Here is a 17,871-nt window from a genome sequence, read left to right as displayed (position 1 = left end):
TAATTTTTATTAAATTCCAATCACGAATGGCGAAGTTAGATTTTTTAAAACCTTAGCCACACTCATGGCGACAATTGGACTGGATTTTGGATTTTCCTCATAAGGAACATTCGAAACGGATATCTCTACTTCGCCAAAATAACCCTTAGCCTTGATGGTATGTGTGTTTGATTGGATAGTCGGATCGGCATACACCTTCACCTTTGTATTTTCAAAGCCAATCCCTGCAAGGCTAAGGGCTGCTGAAACATTCACGCTCTGCGGAAACAGCCTGGATGACTCCCGTGCATTCCCTTCATAAATACAAAATGGCTCAGTCAGCATATTCAGATCCACTTTTTCTTCCGCAATCGTGCCTTTCCAGCTGCGCGGATGCTTTCTTGTAATTAAGGTAATATCTTCAATCTCACCCAATGCTCCCGCTGCAATCCGGTCCAGGCCGGCTATAGCTGCAGAGGGAACAAAGATCTGCCGGTCATGCTGCTTGGCCCCAGCCTGCAGTTTTTCATAAAAACCGGTGTCTCCTAATGCTCCAACAGAAAGCACCACAAGATGGCTTCCATTTGCCAGCACCTTCTCCCCGAACATATGCAATGCCTGATGACCTGCTGATTCTATGATAATATCTAAATCTCCATTAAAAAATTCGTCTTCATCTGATGTAAGGGTAAATGCTTGTTTATCAGCATGCTCTGAATTTTTAGTACTTCTAACCAGCACAGACTTTAACTCCACGTTTCCGGCATGGCCGTCTTCTATTAATTCCGCTATGGTTTTCCCCAGCGTTCCATAGCCGATAATTCCAGCTTTAAACATATTTATCACTCCTTCTCGGGATCACCCTTAAAAAAACTGTATAAATTTGGTATACGATATACTTTGTGCAATTTTATTCTAGATTTTAACTTAAAACCATTAAGAGAGCAATAGATTTTATAGAAAATATTAAAACATCTAAATTTTCAAAATTATTTGCACAATAGTTATTTTTAGTGTTATTATAGTATACAAGTTTAAAATAGTGTAAAGAGGAGGTGGTAGTGGTCTCAAGGTCTTGACGATGTTTGCACATCTAAAGAGCATAAGAGATTGGTATAGCATGAAAAGAGCGGTGCACCAGCAGATAACCAAGTCATCCATGATAGCGCTTTTTTGTTTTTTGGTGATTTTGGTATACAATCTACCAAATGCTGTATTCTTTTTGGGAAAAGTTACAAGTCCTTCTAGTGAAGCAAAATGCCGGGGTATTACATAGTCAGCCATAGAAAAACAGAAAACCTTGCAATCTGTCTTTTGCAATATTTTATAGGGGTTATTATTTAAAACGAAAAACGGAGGGGAATATATGGAGTTAACATTTGCTCATTGGGTATATGCAATTGTTACTGTGTCTGTCATCGCCACGATGCTTTTTAGAAGAGGCGTTGTCTTGCCGGTTATCATCGGAACTTTCTTTGTGGCAGTCATTTATAAAGGCAGCCTGATCGCTGGCTTTCAGGCTGTATTTAACGCTAATCTCCTCGCAGCAAAAGAGTTATTCAGTATATTCTTAATCATTTCTCTCATGATCGCGCTACTCAATTCACTGAAGGATTTGGGAGCTGACAAAAGGCTTATTGGTCCGATTGAGAAGGTTATGGTGAATGGGCATATTTCTTATTTAGTTTTAATGGTAACAACGTATGTGATTTCTCTCTTTTTCTGGCCAACACCTGCTGTTCCGCTTATCTGTGCCCTGCTTGTACCCGCAGCAGTCAGAGCTGGGCTGCCTGTAATGACAGCAGCCATGGTTATTGTCATTGCCGGTCAGGGTATGGCGCTTTCCTCTGACTATATCATGCAGGTAGCACCGATGCTCAGTGCCAAGGCAGCTGGAATTGATAAGGCCCTGGTTGCGGATAAGACACTGGTTCTTTCCGTCATTACAGGTGTACTTGCATTGACCTACGTTTATGTGGCGCATAGAAAATCAATCGTGAAAAATGGGAAACATGACTCCTCGTTAAACCCTGAAGATGCTGCCTTTTTTGGTGTAGCGAATGAGCTTGCTGCTACGGCTGAAGAAAGTGCTGAAATCATTCAGAGAAAAAATACATGGGGCAAGGTTTTTGCTGTATTAGTGCCTTTATCGATGCTGGGTGTAATGATTTATATGTTCTCAACCAAATTAACAGGTGGGTCGGGTTTTGAAGGAACAGATGGAGCTGCTTTTATTGGCGGTGTTGCGACTCTTTTATTGGTGCTTGCCACTGTGGCATTTAATCGCATCCATGCATTAGATAAGATAAGCGAGCATTTAACGGAAGGCTTCGTGTTTGCCTTCAGGGCGATGGCTCCGGTAATTCCAATAGCAGGATTCTTCTTTATGGGAAGCTCGGACTTTACCGGCACCATTTTATCTTTAGATGAAAGCGCTGCCAAACCTGCTTTTTTATTTGATATGATACAGGCAGGCCAGGCTTATATTCCTGAAAATGCGTTTATTGCAGGATTTGGCCTCTTAATTGTCGGTCTGATCACCGGCTTAGATGGCTCCGGTTTTTCCGGGCTGCCGTTAACAGGTGCCTTATCAGGTGCATTAGCAAGTGGAAGCCATATTGATCCTTCCACATTAGCAGCCATCGGGCAAATGGGTGCCATCTGGGGTGGAGGAACAATTGTTGCCTGGTCTTCGCTTGTTGCAGTAGCAGGATTCCTGCAGATTTCACCGCTGGAGCTGGCCAGAAAAAACTTTATTCCAGTCGTCGCCAGTTTATTTATCGCAACCTTAATTGCCATATTAATCTGGTAAAATAGTAAGCTTGAAATAAAGAAGGCTATCCTGCAAAGTTAGAATAAACTAACTTAGGGGATAGTCTTTTTTATAAGAGAGGAGTGAGGATTTGAAAATTGGATTAGCAGGTATAGGGAAATTAGGTTCAGCGATGATGACTCACTGGAATAAATCAAATCTTCCAATTGGTATTTTTCATCCTGACAGCTCAAAGGCAGAACAATTTGCTGAAAGGTATCCTAACGCACATCCTTTAACTGATAACGAAATGAGACATATGGATATTATCCTGCTCGCATTGCCGGCTGGAAAAGTGATTTCTTTTATGGATAGCATAATTCCAGAGAATTCTTCGATTGTCTTCATTAATATGGCGACCGCTCTTCCAACGAAAAAGATTAAAGAAAGGTTCCCTTCCTGTAAGGTGTGTGGGTTGAAATACATGGGGCATTCAAGAGACTTAATGGAGAATGGAAAGGGATTATTTATTACTGAGGACCAACTCCCTGCTCCCATACAGGACCTGTTTAGACCAGTGGGGGAAATCATAAAAGACAGCGAAGAGAGAGTAGCAGAAATAAATAAACTGGCAACCTATTATGCTGTGAAAACGGCTGTTGAAATTGAGAATGATTTGACAGGCAAAGGATACGACCCAGCTTATATTAAAAGAGGTCTTACTTCCCTTGCACCGGAAGTCATACGCTCTTACAGCGAAGGTACTTTGGGGCATTTTGCAAAAGAAATTGTGAAGGAAATACAGGAATCTAATAAAAAAGCTGCTGATTAATTTTCAGCAGCTTTTCCTATTAGAGCAATCTTTCCAGCATAAACAAATAGAACATTACGCAGGCAACATAAACTGCCGCAAAGGGAAGATTCCAGCTCGAAACTTTATAAGAATCGACTTTGATAATGTTAGACATGAGACCAAGAGTGGCATTATATGGGCCTACTAAGAAGGCGGAAACTGCGCCGGACAGCATTGCGACTGTCAGAATATGAGGAGAAATACCGATGGCTTCCGGGTTTACTCCTTCAATCATCAAAGCCAGGGAAACGGCTGGATGGAGGCCCAGAAAGGCCAGCCCTAAAGGAATCAAAGGAAGTATGATCAGGAATATCTCGACTCCTGCCACACTTATAAAAGCTGCAATCCAGTCAAAAAGGATTTCATTTGCCTTCGAAATATTAATCGCTGAGATAAAAAAGCCTGTTGATAAAAAGATAAAAAATTGATCCTTCATGCTCATCGCGAAGGAATTGAAATGGTCAGACAGCTGATGGCCAAATTCTTTTCCTTTACGTAAAAAAAGGGACCAGCTGAAAGCAAATGGAATGACGATCAGCGATACAAGAATTAAGAATGGCAACGAAACTTGTGTCTCTGCAAAGGATACGAGGACATTAAATATTGCGATTGCCACCAGGATCTGAAAAACTCTGCCCGGACGACTGTCATTGGTCACTTCCAGGGCTGCAGCTGTTTCATGCACAGATTCATCTGCAGAGTGAGGGAGTTTCATTGGCTGGGACTGACGGGATCCAATAAACCAATCCATTGCTAATCCTAATATGCTCAGCGGAATGACATAAGGGAGGATGGATCCCCAGCTGACCCCCGTCATCGTTATCACAATCCCCACAATAGGCGTTACAGGCGCCCAAATTAAAGGCATTGCAAACCCTCTGGAAATAGCCCTGCTCATGAACCGCTCTTTATTCCTTACCGGAAAGCTCCCCAGAGCCGGCCTGATAGAATAATAAGTCATGGGCAGGGTGGCAAGATTCATGAAAATGCTGAAGAAGTAAGAGATTCCAGAAGTCATCATATACAAATGACCAGATGTTTTTACACGTTTTTGAATGATGGCCTGGATGCCTTCCCCGTATCGTCCCAGTTTAACAGGAATCCCCAAAATGGGTATTAAAGTAAACATGGTAAGCAAATCAAGCATTGGTCCAAAAGCAAAAATATACTGCTGCCACTCAGAGCTGCTTGTCCATAGCAGGAATGCACCAAAAGTCAGGAAAACGCCCCCGAGAATCTGTACAAATTTCTTCGTAAGCCGGAATGTCAAAACGACGATGAAAAAACACAAGATAGAAAGGAGAGAATCAATATTCCACTGCGGAAGCAAGGTGGACAGCAAATATAAAGCAATCACTGTCAAAAATAAAACTCTTAGCATATCAGCCACCCTCATTTAATTGAATTTCAACATAAATTGTATACCAAAATCCCAATTTTTATATAATTGTTCAAAAATCAGTCACAAATATTCTTATATTTTGGTATTTGGTATACAATTGTATTGTAAATCTTAAAAATTCATCTTATAATAATGATAACAGGTAAGAGAAAAAAAGGAGGCTGCCCCGATGTTCCATTTTCTTTTTGGATCCAAATATGCAATTGAGAAAACTGAAAGAAAATTAGCCCGTTTAAGAAGAACATTAAAATTCTAGTTATGCCGCCATCCTTTGGCGGTTTTTTCTTTTATAAAATTATTATTTGTGAACAGCAAACCCGGAAGAAGAGCGGCTTCTCCCGGGTTTTAAGAAGTTTTTATCGCAGACTAACGGCCAGTAAGACCCCCACATCAAGACTCAGATGAATCAAGGGAGGATAAGTGGGGGTCAAACTGCCCGTAAAGGCCCGAAAAGAAGAACAAAGACTAAAAACGCCACATCCTCCCAAAAGCTGTCGCATTTGGTCGTGCGATGCTCATGCTGACGAAGCCTTTCTTGTCCTGTGGGCCTCAACTAACAATCAGCAGGGAGAAAAGCACTTCCCACTGATTGAAGTTTCACTTTATACTGCTACTTCATCAGATTTAACCAGCTTCGAGTGAATGGAGTCTTCACTATTGCCGGATGCCTTTACAATCTCATCCAATTCTTCTCTGGCAGCTTCCAGCGTTTCAAAACGTTCAAAAAATTTAACACCGATATGATTTACATACTCTTTTCCTTCAAATTCTTCAAACAATTGGATTTTCATATTCTCATCCAAAACTTCTGCAATTGTGTACTTTGCCTTCAGTTTATCAAAAAAATAGAAATGATACGTCTCAACCGGCTTCAGTCCCTCGTTTTCAAGAATGGTCTGGAAAGTATCTTTATTCGTTAATACAATATATTTACCCAATTAAAACACTCCTTTTTTTATTTTGATATTTTCAGTGTTTTTCAATATGTAATTAGGCAGCATACCTCCCTTTTTTGTTGGAACATTGTATACCAATAACTTTAAATGTATTTTATACTAAATTTTCGAAAAATTCAATTGTATATTCTAAATTTTATAATAATTCGGTAAAAGTTCCGTTTGATTATGTTAAGCAGCTTATGAATGGCAGCTCCTATGGCCGATTAACGACGAAAATATGTGAGCCAAGTTAAAAATGGTTGTTAATCCTCCTGAATAACGACGAAAATAAGCGGGCCAATGCCAAAATGGTAGTTAATCCATCTTAAATCAACTGCAACCTTTCATAATCTATAAAACAACATCTTTTTCGCTTCCACTTCCAGGATCATTTCCAAAGAAAAAATAAAAAACCAGTTTGCTAATCTCCAAGAAAGGTTGTATACTTTGGAAAAGTATCTAAATTTTTAGAATAAACTGAAAGGGGTATTGATATGCCGAAGGTTACACTGCATGTGGATGGAGAGATTGTGGAGAAGCAGGTCAAGGATAATGCCAATTTAGTTGTTCTGGCAGGGATCCGCCAATTTCCGGAATTAAAGTATGGCTGTGGCATGGGAAGGTGTACAAAATGTACATGTGTCGTATTAAACGGGGGAGATGATCTCGCGCCGCCAAATTGGAAGGAAGAAAAAATGCTTGGCGATAAAGTGAAAGAAGGATACCGGTTAACTTGTCAGATGACCATCCAAAGTGATATTGAAATATCCCAGGAAAATATCTCTGTAAAACCTCTTAAGAAAACAACTGCAGCTATTTCAAAATAGTTTTTTATTTTTATTATTTAGTGGTATACAAAATACCTAAAAATAAGCGGGGTAATAAGAAAATGAATTGTTATGAGCTTACCAAGATGACATGGAAGGAAGTCGAGAAATCTTTAGAAAATGCAGAGTTTGCTATTATTCCGGTCGGAGCACATGAGCAGCATGGGCCTCATATGGCGGAAAGCTGTGATGCCGTGCTTGCGGAAAGAATGGCAATTAAACTGGGGCAAAGAATGTTTCCTTATGCTATTGTGACACCAACCGTTAATATGGGTGTTTCCGAGCATCACATTCATTTTCCCGGAACCATCACCCTTCAGCCGTCTACTTTGATTGCTGTTCTGAAAGATATGGTTTCTTCACTGAAACAGCATGGCATCAAAAAGTTTCTATTTTTGAATTCCCATGGCGGAAACCAATCTACACTGAATCTCGCAGCAATGACTATCACAAAGGAATTAGAAGTAGAAGTCTACTATGCAAAGACTACTGCCTCTGCCAGGAAATCTATCGGAAAATATGTTAAATCCCCTCTATTTGGCCACAGCTGCGAAAGGGAAGTGTCTGAAGCTCTGTATCTGGCTCCGGAACTGGTCAGAAAGGACCTTTTGGAAAAAGGAGAAATCAAGCAAGGCGGCAGATGGGAAAAGCTCCGTCCGGGGAAGGCTGTTCAGGGATTTTATTTTTACGAAGAAATGACTGGAAACGGCTGTATAGGTGATGCCCGGCAAGGGGGCAGGGATATCGGAGAGCAAATTGTAGAGGAAGCACTGGATCATCTTACTGAGGAGCTTTCTGAACTGCTTGATTTGAAAGAAGAACTTCTATATTAATTCTAACAAACTAGCAGCGAGAAAAAATAATCTTTAAAAAATTCTAAAAATTGTGTTTACAATTGAAAAAGAATAGGTTATGATTTCGTTAAGGTATACCAAAGACCAAAAACAAGATTAAATAGGGCTGAAAATTAGCAAACTATTTTTTTAAAAGAAGTTTTGGTATACAAAATATTAAATGCCGATAGGCTACATAAATTTCGAGGAGGAGTTTACACATGCCAGAATTATTATCTAAAGATGAATTTCGCAAAGAACTAGAGGAAGCCATTAAAGGAAACCACAGTCAGAAAGCTCCATTCACTGTAGCTTGGGCTGAAGGAAAACTGGAAAGAAAGCATTTTGCGAGATGGGCTGAAAATCATTACCACTATGTAGGGCCTTTTGCTGACTACTTAGCGTACATCTATCACAACACTCCAACCGATCCGAAATTCGAAGCAGCAAAAGATTTCACACTTCAAAATATGTATGAAGAAGAAATTGCAGCCGACCGCCATACAGACTTGCTGATTCGTTTTGCAGAGGCATGCGGAACAACTCGCGAACGCGTAATTAATCCAGAAAACATGGCACCGACTACACTAGGTCTTCAAAGCTGGTGCTATGCAGTTGCTGCCCGTGAAAACTTCGTTGTAGCTACAGCAGCTCTTGTTGTCGGCTTAGAGTCACAGGTACCGGACATTTATCGAAAGCAGACTCCTGCTCTTCGTGCCCAATACGGATTTACAGATGAAGAAATCGAATTCTTCGATCTTCATATCGTATCCGATGAAATCCATGGAGAACGCGGCTATAAGATTGTTTTAGATCATGCTGACACTTCTGAATTGCAGCAGCGCTGTCTGGAAGTCGTTCGCACAGGTGCGAAGATGCGCCGCATGTACATGGATGGCCTATGGAGAGAATATCTTGAACAGGATCTTGGCTCTTTAGTAGAAGCAAAATAATATCTATTATCCAGGCCGTCACACTAAATCTTGTCATCCGAGGTCTATGTGGCGGCCTTTCTATAACCAGAGAATTTGGCGCAGTAAAGGGAGAAATAAACAGAGAGTAAGGTGATTTCATTTGATTACAACAAAAGTAGAAACCTTCCATAATTATATTAATGGTGAATGGCAGGAATCCGGGAGCCAAAAGAAGTTTTATAGTGTTAACCCGGCAAATACTGAAGATGTCGTCGGCGTTTTTCAGGCATCCAATGAAACAGATGTCAAGCTGGCGATTGAATCCGCGAAAGAAGCATTCCCGGGCTGGGCAAAGGCAGCGCCATCCAAGCGTGCAGCCATTTTAAACAAAGCAGCAGCATACCTTGAAGAAAATGCCGCCCAATTTGCAGAAGAACTGACAAGAGAAGAAGGGAAGCATGTCAGTGATGCAAAAAATGAAGTGCTCCGTTCCGCACAGACGCTTCGTTATTATGCGGTTGAGGGACAAAGCTTCACAGGTGAAACCTTCCCTAATGATGATCCCAATATGAGAGTTTCAACGGAAAGAGAACCGCTCGGCGTTGTAAGTGTCATAACGCCATGGAACTTTCCAATCTCCATTGCGGCGAGAAAAATTGCTCCAGCATTAATTACAGGAAACACAGTTGTGTTCAAACCTTCATCAGATACCCCTTTGATTGCTGTCCGGCTTGTAGAAGCACTGCATAAGGCAGGTATACCAAAAGGGGTCTTAAATTTTGTTACAGGAAGGGCTTCCGATGTAGGTGATTTATTAGTCACCCACCCTGCCGTCAAGGCTGTTACATTCACTGGTTCAACAGCTGCCGGTGAGGACATCCACAGCAAGAGCTCTTTCACCACCCGTACCCAAATGGAGCTTGGCGGTAAAAACCCGCTTTTAGTTATGGAAGATGCTGACCTTGATCTGGCGGCAACATTAACAGTAAATGGCGGGTTTTCTTTAACAGGCCAAGCCTGCACTGGAACAAGCAGAGTAATTGTGATGAAGGAAGTAAAGGAAGCATTTGTAAACAAATTGATTGAAAAAACGAGTGCCCTTAAAATTGGCAGCGGCTTTGAAGAAGGAGTTAAAATTGGTCCGCTGGCAAATGAAAAGCAGCTGAAAAACGTTCTGAAGTATATTGAGGTTGGAAAAGAAGACGGTGCAGACCTTGTATATGGCGGTGAACAGCTGACTGAAGCACAATATGAAAAAGGATATTTTGTTCAGCCGGCCATTTTTACGAATGTTAAACCGAATCACCGTATTGCCAGGGAAGAGATTTTTGGACCGGTTATTGCCGTGATCGAGGCAGATACATATGAAGAAGCTATTGCGGTTGCAAATGACGTTGACTACGGATTATCTGCTTCCATCGTGACAAATAACTTAAAAATAGCCAGCCAGTTTACTAAAGACATTGAGGCTGGCACGGTAAAAGTGAACCGGACTACAACAGGCAACTTAATCAATGCACCGTTTGGCGGATTAAAGCAGTCAAGCACGGCTACTTTCCGGGAATCAGGAAGAGTTGGACTGGAGTTTTTCACTCAAGTAAAAACCGTTTATATCGGCTATTAAAACTAAAGGAGAATGAAAGATGAAAACAGCTATAAAGCTTGAACTGGAAGAAGCAAAATTGATGATTGAAGCAGCAAAGGAAAAGTCTGCTGAAATCAATGTGTTTGAAACAATTGCGATTGTCGATGACGGCGGAAGTGTCATTGCCCTGGAACGCATGAATGGAGCAAGAATCACGGGTCCTGAAATTGCAATTGCCAAGGCATACACTGCCGCCGGCCATAAACGATCCACCCACCTATTCAATAAAGAACCGAACGGGCCTGCCCTGCCTGGCAATGAGGCATTTGGCATTCAGCATATGCTTAATGGCAAATTTGCTGTGTTTGTCGGCGGGTTCCCAATTGTGGTAAATGGTGAGGTTGTTGGAGGAATCGGCATCAGCGGAGGAAACGGCGAGCAGGATACCGCTGTTGGGACTGCTGCACTAAAAGCCCTTCAAACTTACCTGGAAAAAGACGGCTATGAAGTCGTAACCGAAGCAGATATTAAAAAATAATAGAAAGGGACCTCATTCGTTTTTAATAGTAGCGGAATGAGGTCCTTCTTCAGTCAGAAGCACCTAAAAAAGGGGAGGATCGCATGAAGCCTTATCTTGAATTGGCGGTTGGATTTGCACGTACCGGTGTGACAGGGTATGGAGGAGGTCCCTCGACAATACCACTGATCGAATTTGAAGCAGTCAAGAAATATAAGTGGATGACGGAGGAGGAATTCGGAGAGACTCTGGCTCTAGCCAATACTTTGCCCGGACCGATTGCAACGAAGATGGCTGCCTATATCGGCTATAAAGTCAAAGGCAGTTTGGGTGCTACTGTAGCCATCCTTACGCATATACTGCCTTCCATTATTGCCATGCTAGCCTTGCTTGGCGTTTTATACTCTTTCCGCCAGTCCCCAATTGTCAGTGGAATGGTGCAGGGAGTGACACCAGTCATCGGTTTTATGCTGGCAGAGATGGCCTATCGTTTTTACCAGAAAGGCAGCCAGGGGTTAGGATTGCCAAAAAACCTAATATTGGCCGCAGTGTCATTAATTTTCGTTCAATTTTTGGAATGGCATCCCGGTATTTTAATTGCAATTGTCTTAAGTACTGCTTTTTATATTGCCCACCGGAAAGAACAGGCGAATAAAAAGACAGCTGAAGAGTACATGCCAGTAAGGGAGAAAAGTTCATGATCTATTGGGATATCTTTTGGGCATTTTTTATAGCGAATTTATTGGGTTACGGAGGGGGACCCGCAACAATTCCCCTCATACAGATTGAAGTAGTCAATAACAATGGCTGGATGACACTCTCTGAATTTGGGGATGTTCTTGCCATAGCCAATGCGCTGCCGGGTCCCATAGCAACCAAAATGGCCGGATTTATCGGTTATGAACTAGGCGGAGTATTGGGTGCGGCGGTGGCTTTAGCCGCAACCATCCTGCCATCCGCTTTGGCAGTGATTGTGCTGTTTAAGTTTGTGAATTTATTTAAAGATTCTCCTAAAGTGAAATTAATGACCAAATCCGTACAGCCGGTCATAGCGGTCCTTCTGGCTGTCATGGCCTATCAGTTCTTTATGTCAGCCTTCGAAAAAAGCGGAATGCTGCACCTTATACTTCTTGCAGCCGTCAGCTATTTAACATTAATCAAATTCAAGGTTCATCCTTCTCTTGTTATATTCGGAGCTTTATTTTATGGAGGGATCTTTTTATCTTAAACAGGCGGTGAAACAATGGAAAAAATATGGGGGGAAAATAACTTAATATCTATACGCGAACATGCGTATTTGTATCTGAAAAAACTTATTTTAGAAGGAGAATACCAGGCAGGGGACAGACTGGTAGAAAGAGAACTTGCAGCCAAGCTCAACATCAGCCGCACGCCGATTAGGGAGGCTCTGTTCAGGCTGGAATCTCAAGGTTTCGTCAAAACAGTTCCCAGAAAAGGGGTGGTCATCTCCAATATTTCAGAGAATGAGGTATTGGAGGTATTTACGATTCTATCTTCCTTGGAAGTGCTGGCTGTAAAATTGGCAGCACAAAGAATGGATTCAAGTACACAACAAGAACTGGATCTCAAGATTAAGGAACTAATAGAGCTAAGTGAACAGGATGAAGAAAACTTCAATTCCGAACATATCCAGATGAACAGGCTGATTAATAAGGCATCCAAAAGCCCAAAGCTATATGAAATCCTATCAGGCTTGATCGATTTCATTCACATGGCTGCCAATATGGGATATGAAACACCTGGGAGAAGAAAGGACTCATTAAAAGAACATATCGATATTATGAAAGCACTTCGCGATAAAGATGCCGAAATAGCGGAATACCTGATGAGGATTCATATTGAAAATTCAAAGAAGGCCTATATGGCCTATATGAACCGAATTAAAAAGAGAGGGATTGTAAAAAACTAATAAATAATTAAAAGTTTAGTATTGTCTGAATATTATTAATATGGTATATTGTATACCAAGTACCGAGAAACGAAATCACAGGGAGGAATTCAAGCATGCCAAACATCCATTTTGTCAACAGCAGCAAAACTCTGGAAGTGCCTGAGGATTCAAATATATTAAGAATGTCGCTCCGATATGATGGTGATCTGCCAAATCGCTGCGGCGGCGGTATTTGCGGCACATGTGTTTTTAAAACGGAAGAAGGGTCCGAATATCTGGACAACGTGAAAATCCAGGAAAGAAGAAAGCTGGGAGAAGAGTGGCTGGAGAAAGGCTATCGTTTAGGATGCCAGACTTTTGTAACAAACGGGGATGTTACAATTTCCTGGGATGATAAAGTGACAGATCAGGTTAAGAAGAGAAAGCCGGATAAATTGAAGCAAGCCGTCTCAACAGGAAAATGAGATTCCGAAGAATGCATTCTGTAATGAAGGAACTTAACTTCTGCACGTTACAGAATGCAAAATAAATTTCCAATAATATAGAAGAAGGTGAAATTATGTGGGTTTGCAGCACTCATTTAAAAGAAGCCATGCAAATATTAAAAACACCTCATATTCGAAAAGCTCCTTATGAAATTAAATGCTCACTTTGTGAAAATCATGCTTTTGCCAAAGTGTACTATACTCACCGCTCATTTAAATTCACTAAACAACTTTATTCTTCATTAAAAGAAAGTGTTTCCCAGGAGGCTTAGAGATGGAAGGGGTAAAAAAGGGAATTGAAGAAAGACTGGAAGAGCTGAATATCCAGCTCCCTGAATTGACTGATATCCGAATGCCTTTTGAACCGGGCGTTATCTCAGGAAAGATTGTCTATTTATCCGGGCAAACACCCAGAGTCAATGGTCTTCAAAAATATACCGGAATTGTCGGGGCAGGCATTTCGATCGAAGATGCAAAGGATGCGGCACGAATTTGTACGCTGAATTTGCTGGCAGCCCTTAAAGGAATAATTGGAGATTTAAATAAAGTGAAAAGAATCATCAAAATGGATGGATATGTTGCCTCAACAAGTGACTTTAAATATCATCCGATCGTCATAAATGCAGCATCAGAACTGCTGCATGATATTTTCGGCAAAGAAAATGGACACGCACGTAAAGCAGTGGGATTGGCTTCACTGCCAGGTGGGGCTCCTGTTGAGATTGAAATGATTGTTGAAATAGAATAAATTCCGAACAAGGGCTGCTCAATTTAGAGCAGTTTTTTTGTGACTTAAAACTAATTTCATAGATTCACTGTCATGGTAAAATGATTGAGGATATTGAAGATAAGAAGGAGGGTACTATGAAAAGAGCATTACTGCTAATCGTAACCATTATTCTTTCTGCAGTTTTTCTAATTGCATGCAGTTCAGCTGAAGAGAATAAGGACGATAAAAAGGAGTCTGATCAAAAGAAATCAGCTGAAAGTGTGGAAGGAGTTGAGGAAGAAGATTCAGAGCAAACTGTAAAAAAGTTTCCTCCTGTTCCCAAGTCTTTCAAAGAATCTGCTGAATATGACATGACAGGAGAATTTGCAGGAAAAGAGTTTTCACAAGAAGCAAAAAATAAGCTTAATTCCTGACATAAATAAGGATTCGTCAGAGGAAGAAATAGAGGCAATGGAACAGGAGATATTTGCGCTGTTTAAAGAAAATCTTAGTTTGCCTAATGTGCCAATTGATCAATGGGAAGCAATGAAGTTTACAGATCCAAATGCCGGGGGGGGGGAGATCTGCAGGTTAAACAAAATTGTAATGTGGCTATATTGCTGGATTCCAGCGGCAGCATGGGTGCGCTCGAGAACGGGCGGACAAGAATGGATTTAGCCAAAGAGGCAATTTAGCAATTTGTTGAGAGTTTGCCGCAAAAAGCTAATGTCTCTCTCAGCGTTTATGGACATGTGGGCACAGGTCAGGAAAAAGATAAAGAAAAGTCCTGCAGAAAGGTTGAAGAAGTTTATCCGCTTTCAGCTTATGACCCTGCTGCATTCACAAACTCATTAAATCAGTTTAAGCCTGCAGGCTGGACACCTATGGCTAAAGCTGTCGAGCAGGTGATGAAGGATTTAAAGGAAAAGGATGGTGAGATGAATACCAACATAATCTATTTAGTCAGCGACGGGATTGAAACATGCGGAGGAGATCCAGTTAAAGCAATGGAAAGCCTTGGTGCGTCCAATCTCAAGCCAGTTGTCAATATCATTGGCTATCAGGTAGATAACCATGGTCTTAGTCAATTAAAGGAAATGGCAAAGGCCGCCAATGGCCAGTTTCTGAACGTTCAAAATCAGCAGGATCTAAAATCTGAATTTAACAGGACAGCTGAAATGGCTAAAGTGTGGTCTCAATGGCATGAAGATGCCAATGCAGCCATTAACAGTCTGTTTAATAATGTTCAATCACAGCTAAACGAGTGGCACAAAACAGAGCAGGAAAAGATGAACAGGGAACATAAGAATCTCCAATCAGCGGTAAATTATTTGAATGATCAAGAGAAAATTGATACAGATGTTTTCTTTAGATATGATGATCATTATCGGGAATATTTTTTGACAGTGGATCAGGAGTCGCGTGATTTATTCTTAGAGCTCGATAGTCTAAATCGTGACTCATTCCTTGATAATTGGGATGAGATAACAGATCGATTTTTAGAAAATGTTAATATGTAAATTTATAAAGAGTCTGCTCAAAAAGCATTAAGAGCAGGCTTTGTCTGTATATAGGACTAAAAAAAGGATTCTCTTCACTTTTACCGAATTAAAGTATAACAGAATCAAAGGGAGGATTTTATGCAAACATTAGAAAAACTAAAGCGCAGATTTTGGTATCTTACTCCTGTTGCAGAAACAGACCGTCCCATTTTAGGGGCTGTGGTCGGGGATCGAATGACTCTGATGATTGATGCAGGAAATTCGGAAGCTCATGCTCAACTATTTTTAAGCGAGCTGGAGAAACATCAAATACTTTCACCAGGGATGGTGGTGTTGACTCATTGGCACTGGGATCATATTTTCGGTTTGTCTCGACTGAACATCCCATCTATTGCTTCCCGACTGACCAAAGCTGAAATGGAAAAACTAATCCCATATTTATGGACAGATGAAGCTTTAGATGAACGTGTGGAAAACGGAGTCGAAATAGAATTTTGCGCGAGCGCCATAAAGAAAGAATATGGTAATGACCGGAGTATTAAAATTAAACTTCCAGATATCACTTTCGAGAATAAGCTTGAAATTGATCTCGGCGGTGTGACTTGCCAACTGCAGCAAGTCGGCGGGGACCATTCTCCAGATTCCGTAGTGGTATATATAAAGGAAGAAAAAATATTATTTTTGGGTGATGCGATTTACGCGAATCTTTACGCAAGTAAATGGAATTACATGGAAGACCCCATGCTTCAGTTATTAGATGCAATAGATCAATTTGATGCAGATACATATATTTTATCCCACGGGACTGCAATCTCAAAGGCAGAATACCAGGAGGAAGCGGCCATGCTCAGGAAAGCAGCCCACCTAAGCGAAAAATACGAAGGGCAGATTGAAGAAATGAAGAATGCCTATCAATCCTATGTCAATCGTGAACTGAATGAGAATGAGTTAGAAACGATACAGTTCTTTGCAAATGGCTATGAACTGAAAGGACCTTCCAGGAGGCTGCCATGAACAATTTTTCTGTTAATCTATCAACCGTTTTTACAGAAGTCCCTTTTTTGGACCGATTCAAAAAAGCCCGCGAAGCTGGTTTTGATCTTGTAGAATGCCAATTTCCATATTCTAATACAATAGAAGAAATCAGAAATGAGCTTAAAACCAATGATTTATCATTGGTTTTAATAAACCTGCCTCCAGGTCATTGGGAAGAAGGGGACAGGGGCCTTGCTGCAGACCCCAATCGCAGAGAAGAATTCAGAGAATCAGTTGAAATCGGGATCCGTTATGCGAAAGGACTTGGGGTAAATCAGATTCATTGCATGGCAGGGGTACACCCGAGTAATAATCAGAATATTTTTATTGAAAATCTCTCTTTTGCGGGCACTGCTATGTCTGAACACGGAATTAACTTATTAATTGAACCAATCAATCCAATCGACATGCCTGGCTATTTCTTAAACGATATCCAGCAGGCTGAAGAGATAATCAATAGTGTCGGTTTGCCGAATGTGAAGCTTCAATTCGACTTTTACCATATTGAAAGAATACATGGCCAAGCTCTTTCTTTTTTTCAAAAGTATGCTGAGCTGGTTTCACATGTACAGATTGCAGACTCTCCGGGCAGACATGAGCCGGGGACGGGGGAAATGAACTATAAAGAGATCCTCCTATATTTGCAGAAACACTATAAAGGCAGTATTGGTCTTGAATATAATCCGCAAGGCAGAAGCGCTGAGAGCTTTGCTAGGCTGAAGGAGGTGACCTCATGAAGATCGGGTTTATAGGAACAGGCGTGATGGGCTCCAGAATGGCCCAGCGGCTATTAGGCCATGGTTTTCAAGTGGCAGTACATAACCGGACATTCCAAAAAGTGCAGCCGCTTATTAAAAATGGAGCGATTTATGAAGAGACAGTAAGTGAGCTGTCCAATCAATGTGAAATTATATGCACGTGTCTTTCGATGCCTCAGGATGTTATGACCGTTTATATGAGTAAAGAAGGAATCATTGACAATGCCAAGCCCGGAACGATATGCGTTGACTTTACTTCAGTAGGGGCCGATACGAGTAAAATCATCAATGGGATGGCAGGTGCAAAAGAAATCAGTTATCTTGACTGTCCTGTCAGCGGCGGACCTGAAGGGGCCGAAAGCGGCACTTTAACGATCATGGCTGGCGGCGGGGAAATGGCCTTTCAGAAAGTTAAGCCGGTACTTGATGTGCTGGGTGACACTATAGAATATATGGGACCTTCGGGGTCTGGCAGCATTGCCAAGCTGATTAATCAGTACCTTGTTGCTGTCCACTCGCTGGCTGCCTCAGAGGCAATGGTAACCGGAGCTGCATATGGACTGGATTCTGAACAGCTATTAAAAGTCCTGAAAACAAGCTATGGCGACAGCAAGATCCTACGCAGGCATATGGAACAATACGTATTACCCCGCCATTTCACACCAGGAGGGGCAGTCAAGTATGTACATAAAGACGTCCGGCTTGCAAACCAGCTATTGCAGGAAGCCGGCCTTACTCAATTTACCGGGCGGATGGCAGAAAAAGCATTCCAAACAGCAGCAGAGAAAGAACTAAGCGAGCAGGATATGTCGGCAGTGATAAAGATTCTCGAGGAAGAGACGGGCACTGTTGTGAAGCAGAAAGATTAAT

The 17,871-nt window shown here is 41.4% G+C and carries 21 protein-coding genes; 18 read left to right on the top strand and 3 right to left on the bottom strand.

What is annotated here, in order from left to right:
• Positions 1-9: 9 nt before the first annotated feature.
• Complete coding sequence (gene nadX / locus AC3WTL_RS06640; RefSeq protein ID WP_197246205.1) at positions 10-816, bottom strand: aspartate dehydrogenase; 807 nt, start codon at positions 814-816, stop codon at positions 10-12.
• A 529-nt stretch (positions 817-1,345) separates the two neighbouring features.
• Here nadX and AC3WTL_RS06635 point away from each other — a divergent pair.
• Positions 1,346-2,791, top strand: coding sequence for a hypothetical protein (locus tag AC3WTL_RS06635; protein ID WP_197246203.1), 1,446 nt, complete (start codon positions 1,346-1,348; stop codon positions 2,789-2,791).
• A gap of 91 nt (positions 2,792-2,882) precedes the next feature.
• On the top strand, positions 2,883-3,563 hold the full coding sequence (locus AC3WTL_RS06630; RefSeq protein ID WP_197246201.1) for an NAD(P)-binding domain-containing protein: 681 nt from the start codon (positions 2,883-2,885) through the stop codon (positions 3,561-3,563).
• Between the two features lie 19 nt (positions 3,564-3,582).
• On the opposite strand, the gene AC3WTL_RS06625 is transcribed toward AC3WTL_RS06630, so the two are convergent.
• Both AC3WTL_RS06625 and AC3WTL_RS06620 read right to left on the bottom strand, forming a co-directional pair.
• Positions 3,583-4,965 carry a hypothetical protein gene (locus tag AC3WTL_RS06625; RefSeq protein ID WP_197246199.1) on the bottom strand — a complete coding sequence of 461 codons (1,383 nt, stop codon included), beginning with the start codon at positions 4,963-4,965 and terminating at the stop codon, positions 3,583-3,585.
• Between the two features lie 623 nt (positions 4,966-5,588).
• Entirely contained in the window at positions 5,589-5,924 is a 336-nt protein-coding gene (locus AC3WTL_RS06620) for a hypothetical protein (protein WP_197246196.1), read from the bottom strand.
• Between the two features lie 494 nt (positions 5,925-6,418).
• On the opposite strand from AC3WTL_RS06620, the gene AC3WTL_RS06615 reads away from it, so the two are divergent.
• From AC3WTL_RS06615 to AC3WTL_RS06540, 16 genes are all read left to right on the top strand, one after another.
• Positions 6,419-6,751, top strand: coding sequence for a 2Fe-2S iron-sulfur cluster-binding protein (locus AC3WTL_RS06615; protein ID WP_197246193.1), 333 nt, complete (start codon positions 6,419-6,421; stop codon positions 6,749-6,751).
• Positions 6,752-6,813: 62 nt separating this feature from the next.
• The gene (locus AC3WTL_RS06610) at positions 6,814-7,584 is read left to right on the top strand and encodes a creatininase family protein (protein ID WP_197246192.1); all 771 of its coding nucleotides are present in this window, start codon (positions 6,814-6,816) and stop codon (positions 7,582-7,584) included.
• 221 nt (positions 7,585-7,805) lie between these two features.
• Positions 7,806-8,537, top strand: a complete 732-nt coding sequence (locus AC3WTL_RS06605) for an iron-containing redox enzyme family protein (protein WP_492369230.1) — start codon at positions 7,806-7,808, stop codon at positions 8,535-8,537.
• 121 nt (positions 8,538-8,658) lie between these two features.
• Positions 8,659-10,122, top strand: coding sequence for an aldehyde dehydrogenase family protein (locus AC3WTL_RS06600; protein ID WP_197246188.1), 1,464 nt, complete (start codon positions 8,659-8,661; stop codon positions 10,120-10,122).
• A 19-nt stretch (positions 10,123-10,141) separates the two neighbouring features.
• Positions 10,142-10,621 carry a GlcG/HbpS family heme-binding protein gene (locus tag AC3WTL_RS06595; RefSeq protein WP_197246187.1) on the top strand — a complete coding sequence of 160 codons (480 nt, stop codon included), beginning with the start codon at positions 10,142-10,144 and terminating at the stop codon, positions 10,619-10,621.
• Positions 10,622-10,704: 83 nt separating this feature from the next.
• Complete coding sequence (locus tag AC3WTL_RS06590) at positions 10,705-11,301, top strand: chromate transporter (RefSeq protein WP_197246185.1); 597 nt, start codon at positions 10,705-10,707, stop codon at positions 11,299-11,301.
• On the top strand, positions 11,298-11,828 hold the full coding sequence (locus AC3WTL_RS06585; RefSeq protein ID WP_061791679.1) for a chromate transporter: 531 nt from the start codon (positions 11,298-11,300) through the stop codon (positions 11,826-11,828). Before AC3WTL_RS06590 ends, AC3WTL_RS06585 begins: the two co-directional genes overlap by 4 nt.
• Before the next feature lie 15 nt (positions 11,829-11,843).
• On the top strand, positions 11,844-12,530 hold the full coding sequence (locus AC3WTL_RS06580; protein ID WP_197246183.1) for a GntR family transcriptional regulator: 687 nt from the start codon (positions 11,844-11,846) through the stop codon (positions 12,528-12,530).
• Between the two features lie 95 nt (positions 12,531-12,625).
• A complete protein-coding gene (locus AC3WTL_RS06575; protein ID WP_061791677.1) occupies positions 12,626-12,976 on the top strand; it encodes a 2Fe-2S iron-sulfur cluster-binding protein in 351 nt (116 codons plus the stop codon).
• Positions 12,977-13,271: 295 nt separating this feature from the next.
• Positions 13,272-13,745: a RidA family protein gene (locus AC3WTL_RS06570; protein WP_197246181.1), complete on the top strand. Its 474-nt coding sequence runs from the start codon at positions 13,272-13,274 to the stop codon at positions 13,743-13,745.
• 116 nt (positions 13,746-13,861) lie between these two features.
• On the top strand, positions 13,862-14,140 hold the full coding sequence (locus AC3WTL_RS06565) for a hypothetical protein (RefSeq protein ID WP_197246179.1): 279 nt from the start codon (positions 13,862-13,864) through the stop codon (positions 14,138-14,140).
• Positions 14,141-14,177: 37 nt separating this feature from the next.
• Positions 14,178-14,384 carry a hypothetical protein gene (locus AC3WTL_RS06560; RefSeq protein ID WP_492369229.1) on the top strand — a complete coding sequence of 69 codons (207 nt, stop codon included), beginning with the start codon at positions 14,178-14,180 and terminating at the stop codon, positions 14,382-14,384.
• A 74-nt stretch (positions 14,385-14,458) separates the two neighbouring features.
• Positions 14,459-15,226, top strand: coding sequence for a VWA domain-containing protein (locus AC3WTL_RS06555; protein ID WP_248347077.1), 768 nt, complete (start codon positions 14,459-14,461; stop codon positions 15,224-15,226).
• 120 nt (positions 15,227-15,346) lie between these two features.
• Positions 15,347-16,222, top strand: a complete 876-nt coding sequence (locus tag AC3WTL_RS06550) for an MBL fold metallo-hydrolase (protein ID WP_197215034.1) — start codon at positions 15,347-15,349, stop codon at positions 16,220-16,222.
• The gene (locus AC3WTL_RS06545; protein WP_197246175.1) at positions 16,219-16,980 is read left to right on the top strand and encodes a hydroxypyruvate isomerase family protein; all 762 of its coding nucleotides are present in this window, start codon (positions 16,219-16,221) and stop codon (positions 16,978-16,980) included. Before AC3WTL_RS06550 ends, AC3WTL_RS06545 begins: the two co-directional genes overlap by 4 nt.
• The gene (locus tag AC3WTL_RS06540; protein ID WP_197246173.1) at positions 16,977-17,870 is read left to right on the top strand and encodes an NAD(P)-dependent oxidoreductase; all 894 of its coding nucleotides are present in this window, start codon (positions 16,977-16,979) and stop codon (positions 17,868-17,870) included. The genes AC3WTL_RS06545 and AC3WTL_RS06540 overlap by 4 nt, the downstream gene beginning before the upstream one ends.
• The last annotated feature ends 1 nt before the right edge of the window (position 17,871 follow it).

Source organism: Cytobacillus sp. EB106-05-05-XG126, assembly GCF_058791715.1.
This window is presented reverse-complemented; position numbering and strand designations above follow the sequence as displayed.